18 protein-coding genes and 1 pseudogene are annotated in these 16814 nt (G+C 62.8%); 2 read left to right on the top strand and 17 right to left on the bottom strand.

Annotated features, from left to right (window positions below; genetic code table 11):
• Window positions 1–61: 61 nt before the first annotated feature.
• The 11 genes from ACWEQQ_RS05710 to ACWEQQ_RS05660 all read right to left on the bottom strand — a co-directional run bounded on the left by ACWEQQ_RS05710 (window position 62) and on the right by ACWEQQ_RS05660 (window position 9929).
• Window positions 62–283 carry a hypothetical protein gene (locus tag ACWEQQ_RS05710; protein ID WP_452347328.1) on the bottom strand — a complete coding sequence of 74 codons (222 nt, stop codon included), beginning with the start codon at window positions 281–283 and terminating at the stop codon, window positions 62–64.
• A gap of 119 nt (window positions 284–402) precedes the next feature.
• A complete protein-coding gene (locus tag ACWEQQ_RS05705; RefSeq protein ID WP_452347327.1) occupies window positions 403–1182 on the bottom strand; it encodes an IclR family transcriptional regulator in 780 nt (259 codons plus the stop codon).
• Between the two features lie 38 nt (window positions 1183–1220).
• Window positions 1221–2012: an enoyl-CoA hydratase/isomerase family protein gene (locus ACWEQQ_RS05700; protein ID WP_452347326.1), complete on the bottom strand. Its 792-nt coding sequence runs from the start codon at window positions 2010–2012 to the stop codon at window positions 1221–1223.
• 85 nt (window positions 2013–2097) lie between these two features.
• Window positions 2098–3249, bottom strand: a complete 1152-nt coding sequence (locus tag ACWEQQ_RS05695) for an acyl-CoA dehydrogenase family protein (protein ID WP_452347325.1) — start codon at window positions 3247–3249, stop codon at window positions 2098–2100.
• Between the two features lie 31 nt (window positions 3250–3280).
• Window positions 3281–4042, bottom strand: coding sequence for a DODA-type extradiol aromatic ring-opening family dioxygenase (locus ACWEQQ_RS05690; RefSeq protein WP_452347324.1), 762 nt, complete (start codon window positions 4040–4042; stop codon window positions 3281–3283).
• Window positions 4043–4225: 183 nt separating this feature from the next.
• Complete coding sequence (locus tag ACWEQQ_RS05685) at window positions 4226–5131, bottom strand: fumarylacetoacetate hydrolase family protein (RefSeq protein WP_452347323.1); 906 nt, start codon at window positions 5129–5131, stop codon at window positions 4226–4228.
• Between the two features lie 33 nt (window positions 5132–5164).
• On the bottom strand, window positions 5165–5866 hold the full coding sequence (locus ACWEQQ_RS05680) for a 4-carboxy-4-hydroxy-2-oxoadipate aldolase/oxaloacetate decarboxylase (RefSeq protein WP_452347322.1): 702 nt from the start codon (window positions 5864–5866) through the stop codon (window positions 5165–5167).
• Window positions 5866–6573, bottom strand: coding sequence for a PIG-L deacetylase family protein (locus ACWEQQ_RS05675; RefSeq protein ID WP_452347321.1), 708 nt, complete (start codon window positions 6571–6573; stop codon window positions 5866–5868). The genes ACWEQQ_RS05680 and ACWEQQ_RS05675 overlap by 1 nt, the downstream gene beginning before the upstream one ends.
• Before the next feature lie 41 nt (window positions 6574–6614).
• Window positions 6615–8276, bottom strand: a complete 1662-nt coding sequence (locus tag ACWEQQ_RS05670; protein ID WP_452347320.1) for an FAD-dependent oxidoreductase — start codon at window positions 8274–8276, stop codon at window positions 6615–6617.
• Window positions 8273–8701, bottom strand: coding sequence for a nuclear transport factor 2 family protein (locus ACWEQQ_RS05665; RefSeq protein ID WP_452347319.1), 429 nt, complete (start codon window positions 8699–8701; stop codon window positions 8273–8275). Before ACWEQQ_RS05665 ends, ACWEQQ_RS05670 begins: the two co-directional genes overlap by 4 nt.
• Complete coding sequence (locus tag ACWEQQ_RS05660) at window positions 8694–9929, bottom strand: Rieske 2Fe-2S domain-containing protein (RefSeq protein WP_452347318.1); 1236 nt, start codon at window positions 9927–9929, stop codon at window positions 8694–8696. Before ACWEQQ_RS05660 ends, ACWEQQ_RS05665 begins: the two co-directional genes overlap by 8 nt.
• Before the next feature lie 210 nt (window positions 9930–10139).
• Between ACWEQQ_RS05660 and ACWEQQ_RS05655 the strand changes: the two genes are divergently transcribed.
• Entirely contained in the window at window positions 10140–10892 is a 753-nt protein-coding gene (locus ACWEQQ_RS05655; RefSeq protein ID WP_452347317.1) for an SDR family NAD(P)-dependent oxidoreductase, read from the top strand.
• A gap of 57 nt (window positions 10893–10949) precedes the next feature.
• Here the strand turns inward: ACWEQQ_RS05655 and ACWEQQ_RS05650 are convergent, their stop codons facing one another.
• From ACWEQQ_RS05650 to ACWEQQ_RS05625, 6 genes and pseudogenes are all read right to left on the bottom strand, one after another.
• Window positions 10950–11552: a TetR/AcrR family transcriptional regulator gene (locus tag ACWEQQ_RS05650; RefSeq protein WP_452347316.1), complete on the bottom strand. Its 603-nt coding sequence runs from the start codon at window positions 11550–11552 to the stop codon at window positions 10950–10952.
• Window positions 11553–11604: 52 nt separating this feature from the next.
• Entirely contained in the window at window positions 11605–12633 is a 1029-nt protein-coding gene (locus ACWEQQ_RS05645; protein ID WP_452347315.1) for an LLM class flavin-dependent oxidoreductase, read from the bottom strand.
• Between the two features lie 43 nt (window positions 12634–12676).
• Window positions 12677–13450, bottom strand: a complete 774-nt coding sequence (locus ACWEQQ_RS05640; RefSeq protein WP_452347314.1) for an SDR family oxidoreductase — start codon at window positions 13448–13450, stop codon at window positions 12677–12679.
• Complete coding sequence (locus ACWEQQ_RS05635) at window positions 13447–15015, bottom strand: class I adenylate-forming enzyme family protein (protein WP_452347313.1); 1569 nt, start codon at window positions 15013–15015, stop codon at window positions 13447–13449. Before ACWEQQ_RS05635 ends, ACWEQQ_RS05640 begins: the two co-directional genes overlap by 4 nt.
• A 20-nt stretch (window positions 15016–15035) precedes the next feature.
• A complete protein-coding gene (locus tag ACWEQQ_RS05630) occupies window positions 15036–15896 on the bottom strand; it encodes a 3-hydroxybutyryl-CoA dehydrogenase (protein WP_452347312.1) in 861 nt (286 codons plus the stop codon).
• A gap of 332 nt (window positions 15897–16228) precedes the next feature.
• A pseudogene (locus ACWEQQ_RS05625) lies at window positions 16229–16435 on the bottom strand (glucose-6-phosphate dehydrogenase (coenzyme-F420)); the annotation flags it as partial.
• A 60-nt stretch (window positions 16436–16495) separates the two neighbouring features.
• Between ACWEQQ_RS05625 and ACWEQQ_RS05620 the strand changes: the two are divergent.
• A complete protein-coding gene (locus ACWEQQ_RS05620) occupies window positions 16496–16657 on the top strand; it encodes an MspA family porin (RefSeq protein ID WP_452347311.1) in 162 nt (53 codons plus the stop codon).
• Window positions 16658–16814 lie beyond the last annotated feature (157 nt).

The raw sequence follows: 16814 nt of genomic DNA, 5'->3' as shown, positions 1-16814 counted from the left end.
TCCATGCGCGATCATAAGGTGATCAACCTCTGATTTGATGCAATCTTTTGGTGCTGCTTGGTCATGGGCCGAGGAACAACCGTTCGTTGGGAATGCGCGGCAGTAGCCGACATTCCTCGACGGTGCTGCGGGTCAATTCGATTGTGCACCAGTGCTTTCGCCTCCAATCGTGGATCAAGTTGCGTGCCGCCACAGCGGTGGCCGCGTAGTCTAACGCCACGCCACCCAGCCAGATCCGCAGGTGCACATCACCTCCCGGTGAGAACCATGCTTCGGCTGTCATAGCCTAAACCTCCTCACGCGATGCCAGACGAATACCATTGGCCCACCCGGCCGCAGGGGAAAAGCCTGCGACACAACCCCAGCACCTCGATTACCATGTCAACCTTTCCGGATAAGGCACTAACAATGCCCACGCAGCCTGGCAGGACTTCGGCCAACCGATTCTGCCAATGCGCCTTGGATCATTCGCGCGGTAGCCCTCACGTTCGAGACCAGCGTTTGGTCGATCTTGAAACGAGACATCGGTCCGCTCACCGCAACGGCACACGGCCGTATTCCAGTGACGAGCACGGGCACTGCTACACAGCCGTTGCCGATGGCCAATTCCCCGAAGTCGTAAGCGAACCCGGCGCGGCGAATCTCCGAGATCTGACCGCGTGTCAATTCCGGAGGCAGTGTCGGCATCACCTCACCGGTCCGAACATACCCGTGGGTTGTCACGTCAGGAATCGCAAAGCTCAAGAGCACCTTGCCGATGGCGGTGCGATGAGCGGGTAGCCGGTCGCGCACACGGGCTGCCACGAAATAATCGGCGCCCTTGGGAATCTCCTCCAGCAGCGTTACGTCGGCTCCGGTGAGGACACCGAGATGGACGACATGCCCTGTCAGCCGATGTAATTCGTGAAGATGCGGCCGAGCTGCCCTGCGCACCGGTGACTGCGACGCGAGGCGCCCAAGTTCGATCATGCGAAGGCCCAGTTCGTACTTGCGGCCCTCGCGACGCAGCCAATGCAATTTGACCAGGCTGTCGAGCAGCCGATGAGCCGACGATCGAGGCAGGCCGGTGTACGCCGAGACCTCAGCGAGAGTCAGCTGATCACAACGATCGAACGCATCGAGGATCGTGGCGATTCGATTCAGCATCTTCGTCGGCGACTCCGACTCGTCTCGCACCGTCATACTGCCCGCCTCATGCCTGGTCCTTCGCTTCTTCCGTGTCAGTGCCAGCGCGAGTAGTCGGCCGGACGCTTCTCCAGAAAGGCGTCGCGCCCTTCCTCGACTGATGCGGCAGGGACTCCCATGGCAATCATGTCGAGACCATTGACCATGGTGTCGTAGGAGGAGTTCCACCAGACGTTCGTGCCCGCCTTGGCGATCTGTAGCGCCTGCGGGTGCAGTCCGAGAAGCCGCTGGGCCCATTGCCGGGTCGTCGATTCGAGCTCGGCATCATCGACTACGGCATTGACCCAACCCCAGTCGAAAGCCTGTTCCGCCGTCACCTTTTCGCTGAAAAAGACGATCTGCTTGGCCCGCTTTTCACCGATCTGCAACGGCAAAATGTTCGTTCCACCAAGCACCGGGCACGAGCCGATAAGGGTGCCGGCCTGGCCGAGACGAGCGCTGCGGGCAGCAATGGCGAGGTCCGAGGCGATAACCAACTCGTTACCGCCGCCCACCGCGACGCCATTCACCATCGCGATAACCGGCTTCCGGCACGACCGAATCGACGTGATCGCACGAAGCGCGTATACCCCGGTGTCAACCAGACCCTTCTTGGTGAACTCGCGCACGTCCCCGCCAGCGGAGAACGCGCGGCCATTGCCAGTCAGCACCACGACACCGATGTCGGGATCGACCGAGAACTGGTCGAGGGTGTCGGCAAGCCGATGAAACTGTGCCGGGCCGAAGGCATTCAGCGTCTCCGGTCGATTGAACGTAACCCAGGCGATGCGATCCTCGACCGACACAATCAGGTCGTTGTCGGACCCGTGATATCCGTTCACTGACATGTGTGACTCCTATTCTATTCAGGCGTTTGAGCGACGTCCCGCGATTCCCCTGACGTCACGGAAATATGTTGCTGAGGCCCGTGATTCAGTCCCACCACAAGGTGCGGTCGAATACTGCCGCTGCGATCAGATTCTTCTGGATCTGACTCGTTCCCTCGACGATGGTGAGTTGTTTCGCGTCGCGGTAATACATTTCGACCGGATGATCCTTCATGTATCCGGCTGCGCCGAGCAGCTGTACCGCTGTTCCGGAAACCTTGACCGCGGTCTCGCTGGCAAACAACTTCGCCATCGAGAGCATCGGAACCGCCGCCTTGTCGAAGGCGCCCGCGTCGACCATGCTCGCAGCACGGTAGGTCAGCAAGCGAGCTGCTTCGATTTCAGCGGCATGCTCGGCAACCATCCAGCCCAGCCCCTGTTGACTGGCGAGCGGGGATCCGAAGGCGGTACGGGTACCCAGGTAGTCGGCCGCATACATCAGGGCGCCCTCTGCCAGTCCGAGACCTCGAGCGGCGACGATCGGTCGCATCGAATTGAGCGCCAGCATCGCGAGTTTGAACGCTTTCCCGGGCTCGCCCACCACAGCCGAGCCCGGCACCCGGACAGCGTCCAAGCGCAATTCGCCGGTGTTGACACCGCGCACTCCGAGCTTGTCGTCGACCCGGGCAATGGATACTCCTGGCGAGTTCCGATCGACGATGAAGCAGCCGAAGCCATCGCCCCCAGTCCGGGCGAAGACGGTGTAGAAATCTGCCTGCTCGAGCCCAGACATCCAGCACTTGGAGCCGGTGATCACCCAGTCGTCGCCGTCTCGGACAGCTGTGCTGCGCATCCCACGCACATCCGATCCGGCCTGCGGCTCGGACAGGCCGAAGGATGCGCGCCGAGCTCCGACCGCGATGTCGCGTACGTAGGTATTTTTCTGCTCTTCGGATCCGCCGAGGAGAATCGGCAGCGCCGGCAATCGCGTGAGCAGGAGCATCAGCGCGACCGTGTTCGAGTACTTGGCTACTTCCTCGATCGCGATGGTAAGGCCCAATGTTCCGGCGCCGGACCCGCCGTATTCTAGTGGCGTCGCCAATCCGAGCAGATCCGCATCGAGCAGAGCTTTGAATACATCGTCCGGATAGACGTTGGCGCGGTCGATTTCGATGGCGCGCGGCTTCACCACTATCTGCGCGAAGCGCCGGACAGTGTCTTGCAGCGCGACGTACTCGTCGGGCAATGCGGCATACATAGTTCTCCAAAAGTGTCGAATCGGCTCGTGATCAAGGGGTCAGTGCCCATCTGGCGAAGCACATGCCGACGCCGTAACCGGACTGGGTCCGATACGCCGGCACGTAATCGATGATTTCCGCGGGGGCCTGTGCACAGGCATCGGCGATGATCCAATCGGTGATCTCCGCAGTGCCGTTGAGTCGCAATGGCAGGTCGTACTTCTCGTGTGCGAGCCGCAGTTCGTCGTCACCGATCAGCTTCCAGCCGTGCAGGTCATCGGAGCGCATGGCGGTGAGCACCCGCGCGTCGAGTTCCTCGTCGAGGACCAGGTGGCTCAATCCACCCGAGGCCAGGACGGCAACCCGTTCCTTGGACGTCGATGCGGCGATGGCGTCTCGCAGGGCCCGGCCGAAAGCGACGCAGCGGCCGACTCCGGGCACGTTGGGCGGATTCCATACGTTCGTCACCAGCGGCAGTATCTGCAGCTTCGAATCGGCGAGGTCCAGGAAACGCAACGGCCAAGTGACCGCGTGGCCGATGCCGTACTCGTCGGAGGTCTCCGATGTGTGTGCGACATCGAAACCGTTGTCGCACAGGTATTTCAACAGGTCGATGCCGAGATCTCTGGCGACTGGAAGAGAGAGCCGGTACTGCTCGGGGCCCTCGTTGCGCCGATTGGCCGCGCTCGACTCGAGCTGCTCAGCCAGAAACAGCTCGAACACCGGCGCCGAGCGAGGACCGAAATTCTCGCCCTGGTCGCTGCCCACGATCAACAACACATCGGGCTCGACGTCGAGAATCGCGGACCGCAATTCCTTTGTGGCACTGTCGAAACGAGCTTGATGCTCGTTCCAATGGTCTCGGACGTCACCGGCCAGACGATCGAGAGAAGGTCGGGGGATCCTCGGCTCCAGTGCAGGCCAATCCGATACGGGTGCGATCAGGGCCGGGCTGTGTGAAGTCCCGAAAACGCCTACTAAATTTGCCATTTCTGCTCATGCTCCAATATCGACGATGCGATTGTGCTGTCTGCCGAGACCTGTGATCTCGCTTTCCAAAACCGATCCGGGTCGCAGCCACTCGGGTGGAGTTCGGGCCAGGCCGACACCGGCGGGCGTTCCGGTACTGATCACGTCTCCGGGCTCGAGCGTCAAGGATCGGCTCAAGTCCGAAATGAGGGCCGCAACGTCGTGAATCATCAGTCGCGTATGTGACCGCTGCTTTTCCACACCGTCGACCCAGCACATCAGCTCGAGGTTCTGCGGGTCCGGCACTTCGTCACGGGTGACGACGAAAGGCCCCAGTGGTGAGGAATTCTCGATGCTCTTGCCCTTCCACCACTGGTTTCTGGACAGTTGCACGTCTCTGGCACTGACGTCGTTGAGGACGGCGTAGCCGAAGACATGATCGAGTGCATCGGCGGGATCGATGTAGCGGCCGGACTCCCCGATGACGACGGCCAACTCCACCTCCCAATCGAGCTGGGCGCTGACTCGCTCGTCGTAGCCGATATCGTCGAACGGTCCGCAAATGCTGCGGACGTCCTTCGTGAAGAACACCGGTGCGTCCGGCACGTCGATGTCACCGACTGCGCGCTGCGACTCCTCGATGTGCTCGCAGTAGTTCACGCCCACACAGATGACGTTTCTTCGGAGCCGTCCCATCGGGGCAACGAGTTTCAGGTCGTCGACCGTGCCGACGGCATGGCACGAACCGAAACGCTCGACAAGCCCACGCAGTCGAGTGATGCCGGCCGATCCGAGATCGATCCAGCCTGCCATCGTCCGCGGCAGACTTTCGGCGAGGTCCTCGACCAGTCGCGTCGCATCGACAACCGAACCGTCGACCCCGACAACACCGACATGAGATTGCCCGTCAACAACAAAGGAACACAGTCGCATTGGAAAACCTATCGCGCATTTCTCGTAGGAAGGTCACCGCAGGCCGGGTACGCGTTGGACCCCGAGCGTGCGCAACTGCTCACGAAGTTCCGGTCCGAGGCCCTGCCATCCGTGGGCCGCGATGTCTTTCAGCAACGCGGTCTCACGTTCGGCCCGAGCATGTGAGCGCGCCAGAACCTCGTCGGCCGATTCGTGCGATACGACTACCACCCCGTCGTCGTCGGCAACCACGACATCGCCAGGTCTCACGGTCGCGCCGCCGGCCACCACCGAGCTGTTGACCCAGCCAGGACCGCCTTTGGTGGTTCCCGCGGCCGATATCGTCTTGCTCCACACCGGCAGCGGAAGACTGCGCAGCATTCCGACGTCACGCACGCCGCCGTCGACGACGAGCCCAGCAGCGCCGCGCGAAATCAGGATGCTCGCGATGATTTCGCCGACCATTCCCGCCGTAGACGGTGCCAGGTTGGCGACCACGAGGATGTCGCCCTCCTGACACAGCTCGAGCGCGGCTAGCAGCATCAGGTTGTCACCGGGCTGGTTGAGACACGTCACTGCAGGACCCGCGGCACGCGAGCCGGGCACCAGCGGTTTGATGGAAGGCTCCATCAAACCGCCGCGGCCCTGGGATTCGTGTACGGTCGCCACGCCGAGTTCGGCGAATTCGGCGCACAGCGATCCAGCGATCCGATCCGTCCGGTCGAGGATGGACGGGCTGATCAAATGGCTGGTCATCAGAAGAGCTCCCCCGCGGCCGGCAGGAAACTCTCGAAGGCCTCTGCGTGCGTGACCTTTCGGTCCAGCAGCAGCCCGGCCATGATCGACCGGTACCGCGCGCGCTGCTCGTAGACATCGATCATGAATTCCTGGACCTGCGAACAGCGCATCATCTCGAGTTTTTGCTCGGCGACGTCGCTGATGTCAATGTAGGTATCCGGCTTGAAATCGCAGAACTCCGGGAATTCCGGTTCGTATCCATGGATCTGGCGAACGACAAAGCGCTCTGTTTCCGGGATCCTCCCGTGCGCGCGTGCCCAGATCGCGGCGTCCTCGACCAGTCGGGCTGTCGCGACGTGATCCGGGTTGTTCGGGTCCCGTCGGCCGTGCGTGAGCACGACATCGGGCCGGAGCTCGCGCAGCAAGCGGACCATTTCCAGCCGACGCTCGTCGTCGATGACCATCGGGTAGTCGCCCCAGTCGAAGGTGCGCAGCTCGACTCCGGCTACCGCCGCGGCCTTTTCCGCCTCACCCAGTCGGATGCCACGGACCCCTTCCGCCGTCTGGTCAGGCTCGGCCCATGCCGATGCGGACTCGCCTCGTTCTCCCATCGACAGGCAGACGACAGTGACGTCCGCTCCGGAGTTGACGTACTTCAGAATGGTTCCGCCGGTGCGCCACACCCAGTCCATCCCGTGGGCGCTGATCACTGTCACATTGGTCATGGTCTTCCTTCTTGTTGTAGGGCTCTGTGTATGGCTGGTAGCTACTGGTTCGGCTCGACGAGGGGCAGCCCTCGCAGCAGAGCCCGCGCGGCGAGGTGCCGGCCTGCGCCGTACCCGAATGCCAGCGCCGGGCCAATGGTCGCGCCGGCAGCCCAATAGCCATCGTTGGATGGGGAGGCTGCGCAGTTCCCCACGGCATACAAGCCGTCGACAGGCACATCGTTTGCGTCGAGTACTTGCCCGGCGGTGGAAATCCGCGGGCCGCCTTTGGTGTCGAGGGTGCCGAGTCCGATCACCACGGCGTAGAACGGACCGTCCGGGTCCAGCGGCGCCAGAACCGGATTCGGTCCGCCGCCGGGTCGAGGGTCTCCGGTGAAGAACGATTCGATCGGCTCGGCTCCGCGGCCGAAGTACGTGTCGATTCCCGTACTCGCGATCTCGTTGAAGCGCGTAATCGTGACGGCGAGATTCGTGCGGAAATCGCTGGTCAACCGCGCCCCGCCGGTTTCTGCCCCCAGCGACTCGAGCCGAGCGTCAAGGTTGTCGCACAATTCATCCCAGCTCGCACCCGCCACGATGTGCTCCGACGATTCGTCCGGCAGCGCAAGGGGGTAGGCGAATTGCTCCATGGAGAACAGTCGCTGAGTCCGGTCATCGAAGATCAGCAGCAACAGTTCCGGGGCGGACACGCCGATGTGTACCTTCGCCCGGTCGCTGTAGAACTGCTTCTCGTTGAGAATCCGCTGGCCCGAAAGATCGACGATCAGTGACGAATCTCCCGGTGCCACCCACATCCCCGCGCGTGTTTCACCGGTGCCGCTCAGCGTGTGTTCGATGGCCACCTGGTCCCACCACGCATAGTCCATATTGTGCAGTGGGACATCGAGCGCCTCGAACGCAGGCAACGAATCGCCAGTGTTGCCGGGGGCGGCGCAGCCACCCCACACTCGGGCGGGTAGGTATTGAGCTCGCCGATCAGCGTTGTGCGTGAATCCGCCGACGGCGAGTACCACCCCCAGCTCCGCGTCGATCGGAATGACACGTGCACTCTCCAGATCGCGCACAAGGGCACCGGTGACCCTGCCCTGTTCGAGAATCAACTCGGAGAAGGCGTGCTGTGCGTAGATCCGGACGCCGAGACCTTCCGCGGCCGAGACCAATTGCGCAATGAGGTCGGCACCATTTCCGGGACTGCTGTCTTCACCGGCAGGTGCCAGCGCACGACCGAAGACACCTCCCTGCTCGGGCAGTGACATATGGTAATCGGGAAAGCGCAGTGCCGCTTCGATTGTCGAGTGAAGCGCATCGATGTGTTCGAAGAACTCGACGGCTTCGGCTGCGAGCCGGTAGTAGCCGGAGAGGAGGTCGTACTCCCACGGGGTAAGGCCGAGATGCGAGTCCGCAGCACGGTATCGATCCGGCGCGCTCACTCGCGCCATGTAGCGGACCGCACGATCCTCCGGGTCAGCGATGCCACGCTGGCGCATCAGGTGGTTATCGGGAATCCAGTACACACCACCAGATTTGGCGGTAGTACCGCCGATGTGCGCTGCCTTTTCGAACAGCAGCACCGAACAGCCCGATGCGGCAGCGGTGACGGCGGCAGCCAACCCAGCCGCCCCGGAACCGAACACAATGACATCCGCTGTGCGATCACGGGAGTCGCCCAGGCTTTCCGCCGATGCGATGCGCGAAACTGTCATCGAGGCACCTCGACACCGAGACGCGTATCGAGTTGGACCACACGCGAATCGAACCGCCATCCATGGGGCGTGCGGACCAAACTGTCGGCGTAGCGCCCGGTCGCCATCAACGTCGGCGGCTGTTTGTTCTCATACCGGCGAAACATCAGGAGGTTGCAGCGTTGCTCAGCGCGGTCGCCGTCGATCGTCACCTCGGGATCGAGAGTCATGTGCAGGATCCCCCAGCCCCTGGATCTGCAGAATTCACCGAGCGCCTGATGGCCGGTATACGCCACTTCCTGGCCCGCGACCTCCAACCTGCCCGTCTCGACAAAGGTTGCCGCCCACGCCTCGGCGTCGGACCTGTCGAAGCAGCGGTTGTACGTAGCGGTCAGCTCGCGGATCGCTTGCCAGTCGGCGAACTCGGAATCGGTCCGATCAGACATAACGCGCCTCCGCGTCCGCCACCGCGCGCCAGTCCGTACCGGTGTCCAGCGTCATGGCGACACCGGCTGACCCCGGTCTCGTCAGCGGCTCATCCTGCCCGAACACTTCCCCGGTGTTCTGGTGTCCGCGAACAGAATTGAGCAACAGCCGACGTGTCTTCACCACCGCGATGTCGCTGGTGCCGAGCCGTTCCTTTGATCGATCGACGATCGGTCCCTGGCTTTCCTGGATGGCGACGTCCTCGAGGACGAGGTTGGTGAAGCCGGAGAAATGCCCGTCGGACATCAGGCTGCGATCCTGACCCCAATCGGCTTTGCCGCGGACCAGCTCGGTGAAGTCATCGGGCGCGACCGTCAAATCCTGATACCACGCATGCGTATCGGTATCCTCAGTCAACGGATGATCGTCGTTCCACCGGATGAACCACTGGCGTGAGTGCTCGTCGTCGATCGGAGTCCCGATAATCGCGATCCGGTCTTCGTCGCCGGTGGGGATGTAGGCCGTCCACGGCACAACGAATTCGGTTACGCGTACATGCATTTGGTGTTCGCCAACGTGTCTGATCGCGGCGAACCGAATGCCGTACCGGGTGTTGTCGGATTCGTATCGCGGCGCGGAGTCCTCGGCAGTTTCGCCAAGACTGCCACTACTGCTGCCCAGCCAGGACTGATGCAGTATCGAAACGTGTGAGGAGTCCAGGGTTCCCTCGACAGCCTGCAGCCAATTGCAGTGCGTTTCGGCAGCCAGTGCCCGTACATGCCCGACAGGCAGACCGTCGAACGGGAACCGCGGAAACTCCGGCGGCTGCTCCCGAGACCCGACATATACCCAGACCACACCGCCTGCTTCGCGGGAAGGGTAATGGCGCATCTTGATCTTGTCGGCCATGTCGGCGGTACGGTCCGCCGGTTCGGAAGGCACCTCCACCACCGTCCCGGACGGGTCGATCTTCCAACCGTGATAGATGCACCGCAGACCACAGTCTTCATTTCGGGCAAGACTTAGCGAGGCTCCCCGATGGGGGCAGGACTCGTCCAGAAAGCCCACCGTGCCGTCTGTTGCGCGGAATGCGACGAAGTTCTGTCCGAACAGTCGCACCTTCACCGGGGCGCCGTCGGCGACCAGACGTTGTGAGCGCACGGCGGGCGTCCAGTACTCGCGTAGAAACGCACCCATCGGCGCCCCGGCGACCCGAGTCAAGAGTTCATTGTCTTCATGCGACAGCATGCGGATCCTCCACTCGCCACACCGGATTCGGCTGGCTGAATCGGCCTCCTGATCCGCTCTCCGTGACGAGCGGGATCGGGGCTCGAACTGTTATCCTGTCGATTGGAAGGGTAACGCGCCTCGCATCGCGTGGCAACCCCTCGAATCAATCGAATTCACCTTGTTCCGCGCAGCGCAGATGTCGCCCCGGAACCAAAGCAGGAGGTAAAAATGCGGATTGCCGGTTCGGTCGCCGTGGTCACCGGCGCGGGAGCGGGGTTGGGTCAATCAACCGCAAAACTCTTGTCCGACAGAGGAGCTCGCGTGGCCGGCTTGGATCTGCAGGCCCCACCGGGCGAGCCGACACCCACCTGGCTGCCGCTCGCCGCGAATGTCGGCAACACCGAGGACGTGGATGCGGCATTCGACAGGGTTGTCAGTACATTCGGCCGAGTAGATATCGTCGTCCATTGCGCTGGCATCGCCGGCGGATTCCGCTTGATCGGCAGGGATGGACCGGTCGCGGCGCACCGTTTCACCGACGTGATCGGCGTGAACCTGACCGGCACGTTCAATGTATTACGGGCCGCCGCATGGCGAATGGTCGCAAACGGCCGGGGCGACAGCAACGAGAACGGCGTCATCGTCGCCACCGCCAGCATCGCCGCTTATGAGGGCCAGCAGGGTCAGCTGGCCTACTCGGCATCCAAGGCCGGTGTCATCGGGATGACCCTGCCCGCCGCCCGCGAGCTTGCGGAGTACGGAATACGGTGCGCTGCCATCGCACCCGGTGCATTCGAAACCGCGTTGACCACGGACCTCCCGCCTGATCTGCAGGATCAGCTGACGTCTTCGGTCGCCTTCCCTCAACGTCTGGGCAAGCCAGTAGAATTCGCCGAGCTGGCGTGCGCGATCATCACCAACGAAATGATCAACGCCGAGGTGATTCGCCTGGACGCGGGTGCCCGACTGTCGAAGCGCTGACCGACGACCGATAAGAGCGGGGCAGAGTCACCCCGCTCTTATCGGCTTTCGGAACGCCTAATCAGCAGCCGGCAGGCGCAAACCGTCGAATGCCATGTCGATGATCTTGTCGACCAACGGCCGCAGCGGGCCGTGCTCTTTTTCGTTGTACCAGAACGCGCACCAGCTCATACTGCCCATCAGTCCGTTCACGACCAGCTCGGGGTCGACCTGCCGGAAAACGTTCTGGCGCGAACATTCGATGACGGTGTCGACGAACCTTTTCTGATACTCGCGCACAATGGGGGGCTGATGCCGATCGTTCGGTGCCGGCGTGGAAGTCCAGAGCTGCATGAAGCCGACCAGTACGGGCGAGGACAGCCGAAGAGCGCAGTGCTCAGCGTGAAAGTACAACAGTTCACGAAGCCGGGCGTCAGGGGTCAGCTCAGCGCGCAGCGCAATCTTGTCCAGCTCCTGTTCCGCGATCTCGGTGAACCGCGCCTGGATCAGCTCGACCAGCTCTTCTTTGGAGGTGAAGTATGTAGTCAGGCTGCCCTTCTTGATTCCGACCGCATCGGCTATATCCTGAAGGCTGGTGGCATCGATTCCTTTTTGGCGGATCAATTCGATTGCTGCATCGAGAACCTCCGCATGTCGTTCGGTAGAACGCTTGGGTGGCACGGGTTTCCTCCAGCAGCTCGTCTCCATCGGTGTCAGCCCGGCGCGCCTGCTGTCAACGGGGCGAACGGAGGGCCGGAACGATTATCCTACCGAACGTCTGGATCGCGTCGAGCACCGTGTCATAGGGCGTGTAGGGATGGTAGAGACGGAAGCAGAGGTGCGAGTCCGATCGGCGGGCGAATCGCTGTTCATAGGGTGCCAGCGCGGCGGTCACCTGATCGGCAGTCCCGATGAGGTTGTAGTTCCGGACCGCCTCTTCCGAGGGTGGGAGAGCATCCGAATAGCCCTGGCTACCTGCTTCCTCGGCCGCCCACCGGGCATGCACCTCCGTTGTGTATGTCATACCGCGCCCGGCGAGTTTCCAGCCCAGCTCCGGGTCTTCGGCTATGAAACCCGAGCGCAACTGGCCGAAGGAGAACGACCTCCGCCGCTCGGTGGGAACTGAATCCAGGACCTCGGAAAACGTGGACACAGCTCCTTCGAATGGGGTGCAGACTCCAAAGTATCCGTCGCCCAAGCGTCCTGCCCGCGCGAGCGATCTCGGGCCGGTTCCGCCGAGCCAGACCGGAGGGCCACCGGGAGTGAACGGTTCCGGTCGGACAATTGCGCTATCGATTCGATGGACCCGCCCTTGGAAGCCGAATCGCTCACCCTCCCAAGCGCGCCGGAGAATCTGAACGGTCTCCTCGAGGGCCCTGCCACGGGTCTTCATGTCGGCGCCGAAAGCATGGAACTCGCTGCGTCGCCAGCCGGTTCCCAATCCTAGAATCAGACGGCCGCCGGACATCTGGTCGAGTACTGCGACATCCTCCGCCAAACGGAGAGGGTCGTGGAACGGGGCCAGCAAGACCGCGGTGCCGACCACGAGACGCTCGGTCGCGGCGAGTATGGCCGCGGCGACGGGCAAGAGCGAGGGAAGGTAGCCATCGGCGGCGCCATGATGTTCGCTCAGCCAAATCGAGTCGAGCCCAGCCTCTTCGGCCAGTTTCGCTTGTTCGATGATCCGGCCGTACTCGGCCCGGAACCCATGGTCTTCGCCCGGTGCGACCTGCCCGGTGTACAGGCCGATTCCATACTGCACAGTTCTTGCCTCTCCAACACTCGAGTCATGTTGCCCTGCATGGCTATTTATTGGGTGGCAGGGTGGCCCAACCACCACCGTGTACCACTATCTCGGCGCCGCTGACGTAGGAAGCGTCCTCGGAGCAGAGGAATCCGACTACGGCTGCCACCTCGCGGGGCTCGCCCCCACGTCGCGCCGCTATCGCGGCGATGTTCGCCGCGAGGACATCCGGGTCCACGTCGGTGACGATGTCGGTGAGGATCGTCCCCGGCAGTACCGCGTTCGACGTGATGTTGCGCCGTGAGACCTCGAACGCCAAGCTCTTCGCCATACCCAGCAGTGCAGCCTTCGACGCACCGTACCCACTGTCGCCGGGGCCGCCGGTCGCCCCCAGCACCGAGCTGATGAAAACCACGCGGCCCCAGTCGGCTTCGTACATGTGCGGCAGGGCTGCCCGCGTAACCGCCCATGCACCACGCACATTGGTGGCTATCATTTGATCGAACTCGTCGGGACTCTGCTTGATCATCGCCCGGGAGCGTTGAACCCCGGCATTGTTGACCACGATGACCGGCGGCCCCAAACGGCGTTCGGTTTCCCTAACGAGTTCCTCCCCGGCTCCGTCCAGCGAGACGTCCCCCTCGAGAGCAACGGCCTGGCCGCCATTCGCGATGATCTGCCGCACGACCGCCTCGGCGTGGTGGGCCGATGTCGCGTAGTTCACCGCCACGCTGTATCCCTGCGCGGCAAGACGAACCGCGGACGCCGCGCCGATTCCACGCGAGGCGCCGGTTACGAGAGCGACTCGCTTCGTCCGTTCGGCCGTTTCGGTCATGACACGTCCCTTTCGTGCGTTGCCCAATGCGGACGGCGCAAGGCCAACTTGTCGATCTTTCCGGGTCCGGTGCGCGGCAGCTCTGAATGGAATTCGTACGACCGCGGAATCTTGTAGCCGGCGATCAATTCGCGGCAGTGCCGATCGAGGTCCGCTGCCGACGTCGTCGCTCCGTCGCGAATCACAACCGCGGCGTGCACCTGCTCGCCCCACTGGTCGGAGGGAATCGCGATGACCGATGCCTCCACGAGGTCGGGATGTTGCGCGAGTGCCGCTTCCACCTCGGCGGCGTAGATGTTCTCCCCGCCGCTGATGATGGCATCACCTGCCCGGCCCACGATGTAGAGGTGATAGTCGGCATCGCGGTATGCGAGGTCGCCCGACCGATACCAGCCATTCCGGAATCGGTCTCGCGTCACATCGGGCTGGCGCCAGTAGCCGATCGCGAAATTCGGCCCGCGACCGACGATCTCGCCGACCTCGCCGATCTCACAGTCGGTATCGTCTTCTCGTACAACGCGGACTTCGACTCCAGCAACTGGTCGGCCCGCCGAACGCAGCACATCACTGTCGAGCATACGATCCTCCCGCGGGAGAAAGCTCAGGATGGGGCCGGCCTCGGTCATCCCGTACGACTGTGTGAAGGAACAACCGAGTCGATCGATAGCCCGCTGGAGCAGCGTCGGCGCGATCGGCGCGCCCCCGTGCACCACGAGGCACAGCGACGAAAGGTCGGCTTCCCTGCCGGTTCGGTCCAGGTACTCGAGCAGCAAGGTCAGCATGGTCGGAACCAGGAATGTGCAGGTCACCCCTTCAGTTTCGATGGCATCGACCACCGCTTCCGGGTCGAACCTCGGGATCACCACATGCCGTCCGCCCACCCAGGTCATTGGGTAGGTGGACATTCCATCGCCTAGATGGAACATCGGCGAGCAATGCAGGTAGACGTCGTCGGAGTGGTATCCGAGTCCGGCAATCATGTGCATTGCGTTCGCGGTGAGGTTTCCGTGGGTGAGCATCGCGCCCTTGGCCCGTCCGGTGGTGCCACCGGTATAGAAGATCGCAGCCAGATCCGACGCATGCGGATCGAATTCACGCTCGACAGCGGCCCCCTCACCCTGTCGGCTTAGGAGCTGATCGAAGGTGACAACTGCGGTCCCTGTCGCCGCGCTCAACTCTTCGGCGCGGGCACTATGAGCCGAATCCGCAATCAGAAAGGCGGGTTCACAATCGTCGACCACCTGGATCAACTCGGCGTCGGCAAGCCGGGCGTTGAGTGGCACCAGAACGTAGCCTGCGGCCGGCACGCCGAAATACGCTGCCAAGTATCCGGCGCTGTTGGCTCCCAGTACCGCGACACGGTCGCCGGGTCCAGCGCCGAGCGACGCGAGCCCACCCGCCATTCGCGTACACCAGGACAGTAAATCCGCGTAGCCGAGTCTCGTCTCGCCGTCCACAACGGCGAGAGAGTCGCCGTACAGGCGAGCCGCACGACGCAAGGGCCACGCCAGGTTCGACGCGATCGTCACATCGGTATTGGATGTTGTGCTGTTGCTTGCAGCCACTGGAGTTCCTTCGGCTGGGGTCATTGGGCGTAGGTGAAGAAGCCTCGGCCGGATTTCTCACCGAGTAGGCCCGACTCGACCATGCGGAGCAGAAGCGGCGGCGGCGCGAACTGCGGATCCCGAAATTCCTCGTACATGGAGTTCGACGCGGCGAGCAAGATATCCAGACCCACGAAGTCGGCCAGTGACAGCGGCCCGATGGGATGCGCACAGCCGTCCACCATCCCTTGATCGATGTCTTCGGCAGAAGCGACGCCGGCCTCGAACATTCGTACCGCCGATAGCAGGTAGGGCGTCAGCAGGGCGTTCACTACGAACCCAGCGCGGTCCTTGGCCCGGATCACGCGCTTGTTCAGGTCCTCCGTCGCGAATCGCTCGATGCGATCGGCAACTGCGGGGTCGGTGTGCAGGGTGGGAATCAGCTCGACGAGCCGCAAGGCGGGAACCGGGTTGAAGAAGTGCAGGCCCACAACGTTTTCCGGCCGGGTCGTCGCTGCCGCCAGTTTCGTGATGGCGATCGAGGAGGTATTCGATGCGAGGACGGCAGAGCGACTTTCAACCAATTTGTCGAGTGCGGAAAACAATTCGCACTTGACGACTTCGTCTTCGACCACGGCCTCGATGATGAGTTCGCGATCGCCAAGGTAGTCGAGGGAGTCGGTGAATCGAAGCCGGGAGAGCGCATCGGCGCATTGACTCTCGGCGATCTTTCCCGCAGCATGAGCGCGCCGCAACGAACCTTCGGTCCGCACCCGCGCCAGGTCCGCTGTTCCCGAATCCACCTCGCACACAATGACTTCGGCACCGGCGAGCGCACATACCCGCGCGATTCCGGTTCCCATGCGGCCGCCACCGACGACGCCTATCCGATCGATGATCAATCCATTGCTCCTTACGTTGTCCATCAAGCTGCATGTCATCAATTGAGTCGGGGAGGATTCGGACGAGCACATTCGGCATACGTTCGATTCCAACGAGACTCATGCGCATGAGGAGACCGCCACTGTGGTTCCGATTCGAGGCCGGCGACCCGCCTTGGGCGCCTCGGTGCCAGCACGCTCGCAACGGCGTGGTCGGCTAGGTAATGAATCTAATGCCTTCCGATCGGAAGGTCAACAGGTTCTCTGACTCGGAACTGAAACGCCACCGCGCAGCCCGCGCGAGGACGCTGCCGCAAGGGCCGCGTGGTTGCACGGGTTCCTGGGATCACGTCTCAGCCGATTTGGCGCAGTCTCGGTAGGACGTCTTCGGCGAATTGGGTGAGGAAGCGGTACTGGTCGTGGCCGGGCCCATGGAAGACGAGGTGGCTGAGACCGGCGGCGAGATAGGGTCTGATACCGGCGATGGCCTCGTCAGGGCTGGAGGCGACGATCCAGCGCTTGGCGACCTGTTCGATCGGGAGCTGATCGGCAAGTTCCTCCTCGACGTGGAGTCCAAGGACAGCTACGGCGCGCAATCGCATCTGCCGTTCTATCCCGTCATGAACACCGACCACGCCGGAGTCAGCTGGAAGAACTCCACTATCGGACTCTCCGGCTGCGCCGGTTACGCCCAGGCACGCGCCTTCGTCCAGGTGGACGTGGAGACCGTGACCGCCAAGGGCTCCGTCACCCTGTGGGGGCAGCCGTTCAGCCTCGGCTGATAGGTCGCTTCCTTACCTGATCCCGTCCGGGGACCCCTCACTCCGGGCGGGATCTCTTCCTTTCACGCATACACGTCCGGTCCGCCGCGTGACCCCAGCACCCCACTCCTACCTCGGCCGAAAAGTGCCTATCTAGGGTCACTCCCGACTCCCCCTC

The organism is Nocardia sp. NPDC004123 (assembly GCF_053603795.1).
The sequence above is the reverse complement of the archived record's forward strand: the minus strand, read 5'-3'. Positions and strand labels throughout refer to the sequence as shown.

Bases quoted from the DNA above. Each gene is read 5' to 3' on its own strand.
- ACWEQQ_RS05640 (WP_452347314.1), bottom strand. From the start codon at position 13,450: ATGACCGAAACGGCCGAACGGACGAAGCGAGTCGCTCTCGTAACCGGC.
- ACWEQQ_RS05665 (WP_452347319.1), bottom strand. From the start codon at position 8,701: ATGTCTGATCGGACCGATTCCGAGTTCGCCGACTGGCAAGCGATCCGC.
- ACWEQQ_RS05620 (WP_452347311.1), top strand. From the start codon at position 16,496: ATGAACACCGACCACGCCGGAGTCAGCTGGAAGAACTCCACTATCGGA.
- ACWEQQ_RS05660 (WP_452347318.1), bottom strand. From the start codon at position 9,929: ATGCTGTCGCATGAAGACAATGAACTCTTGACTCGGGTCGCCGGGGCG.
- ACWEQQ_RS05655 (WP_452347317.1), top strand. From the start codon at position 10,140: ATGCGGATTGCCGGTTCGGTCGCCGTGGTCACCGGCGCGGGAGCGGGG.
- ACWEQQ_RS05680 (WP_452347322.1), bottom strand. From the start codon at position 5,866: ATGACCAGCCATTTGATCAGCCCGTCCATCCTCGACCGGACGGATCGG.
- ACWEQQ_RS05695 (WP_452347325.1), bottom strand. From the start codon at position 3,249: ATGTATGCCGCATTGCCCGACGAGTACGTCGCGCTGCAAGACACTGTC.
- ACWEQQ_RS05675 (WP_452347321.1), bottom strand. From the start codon at position 6,573: ATGACCAATGTGACAGTGATCAGCGCCCACGGGATGGACTGGGTGTGG.
- ACWEQQ_RS05710 (WP_452347328.1), bottom strand. From the start codon at position 283: ATGACAGCCGAAGCATGGTTCTCACCGGGAGGTGATGTGCACCTGCGG.
- ACWEQQ_RS05685 (WP_452347323.1), bottom strand. From the start codon at position 5,131: ATGCGACTGTGTTCCTTTGTTGTTGACGGGCAATCTCATGTCGGTGTT.
- ACWEQQ_RS05670 (WP_452347320.1), bottom strand. From the start codon at position 8,276: ATGACAGTTTCGCGCATCGCATCGGCGGAAAGCCTGGGCGACTCCCGT.
- ACWEQQ_RS05700 (WP_452347326.1), bottom strand. From the start codon at position 2,012: ATGTCAGTGAACGGATATCACGGGTCCGACAACGACCTGATTGTGTCG.
- ACWEQQ_RS05705 (WP_452347327.1), bottom strand. From the start codon at position 1,182: ATGACGGTGCGAGACGAGTCGGAGTCGCCGACGAAGATGCTGAATCGA.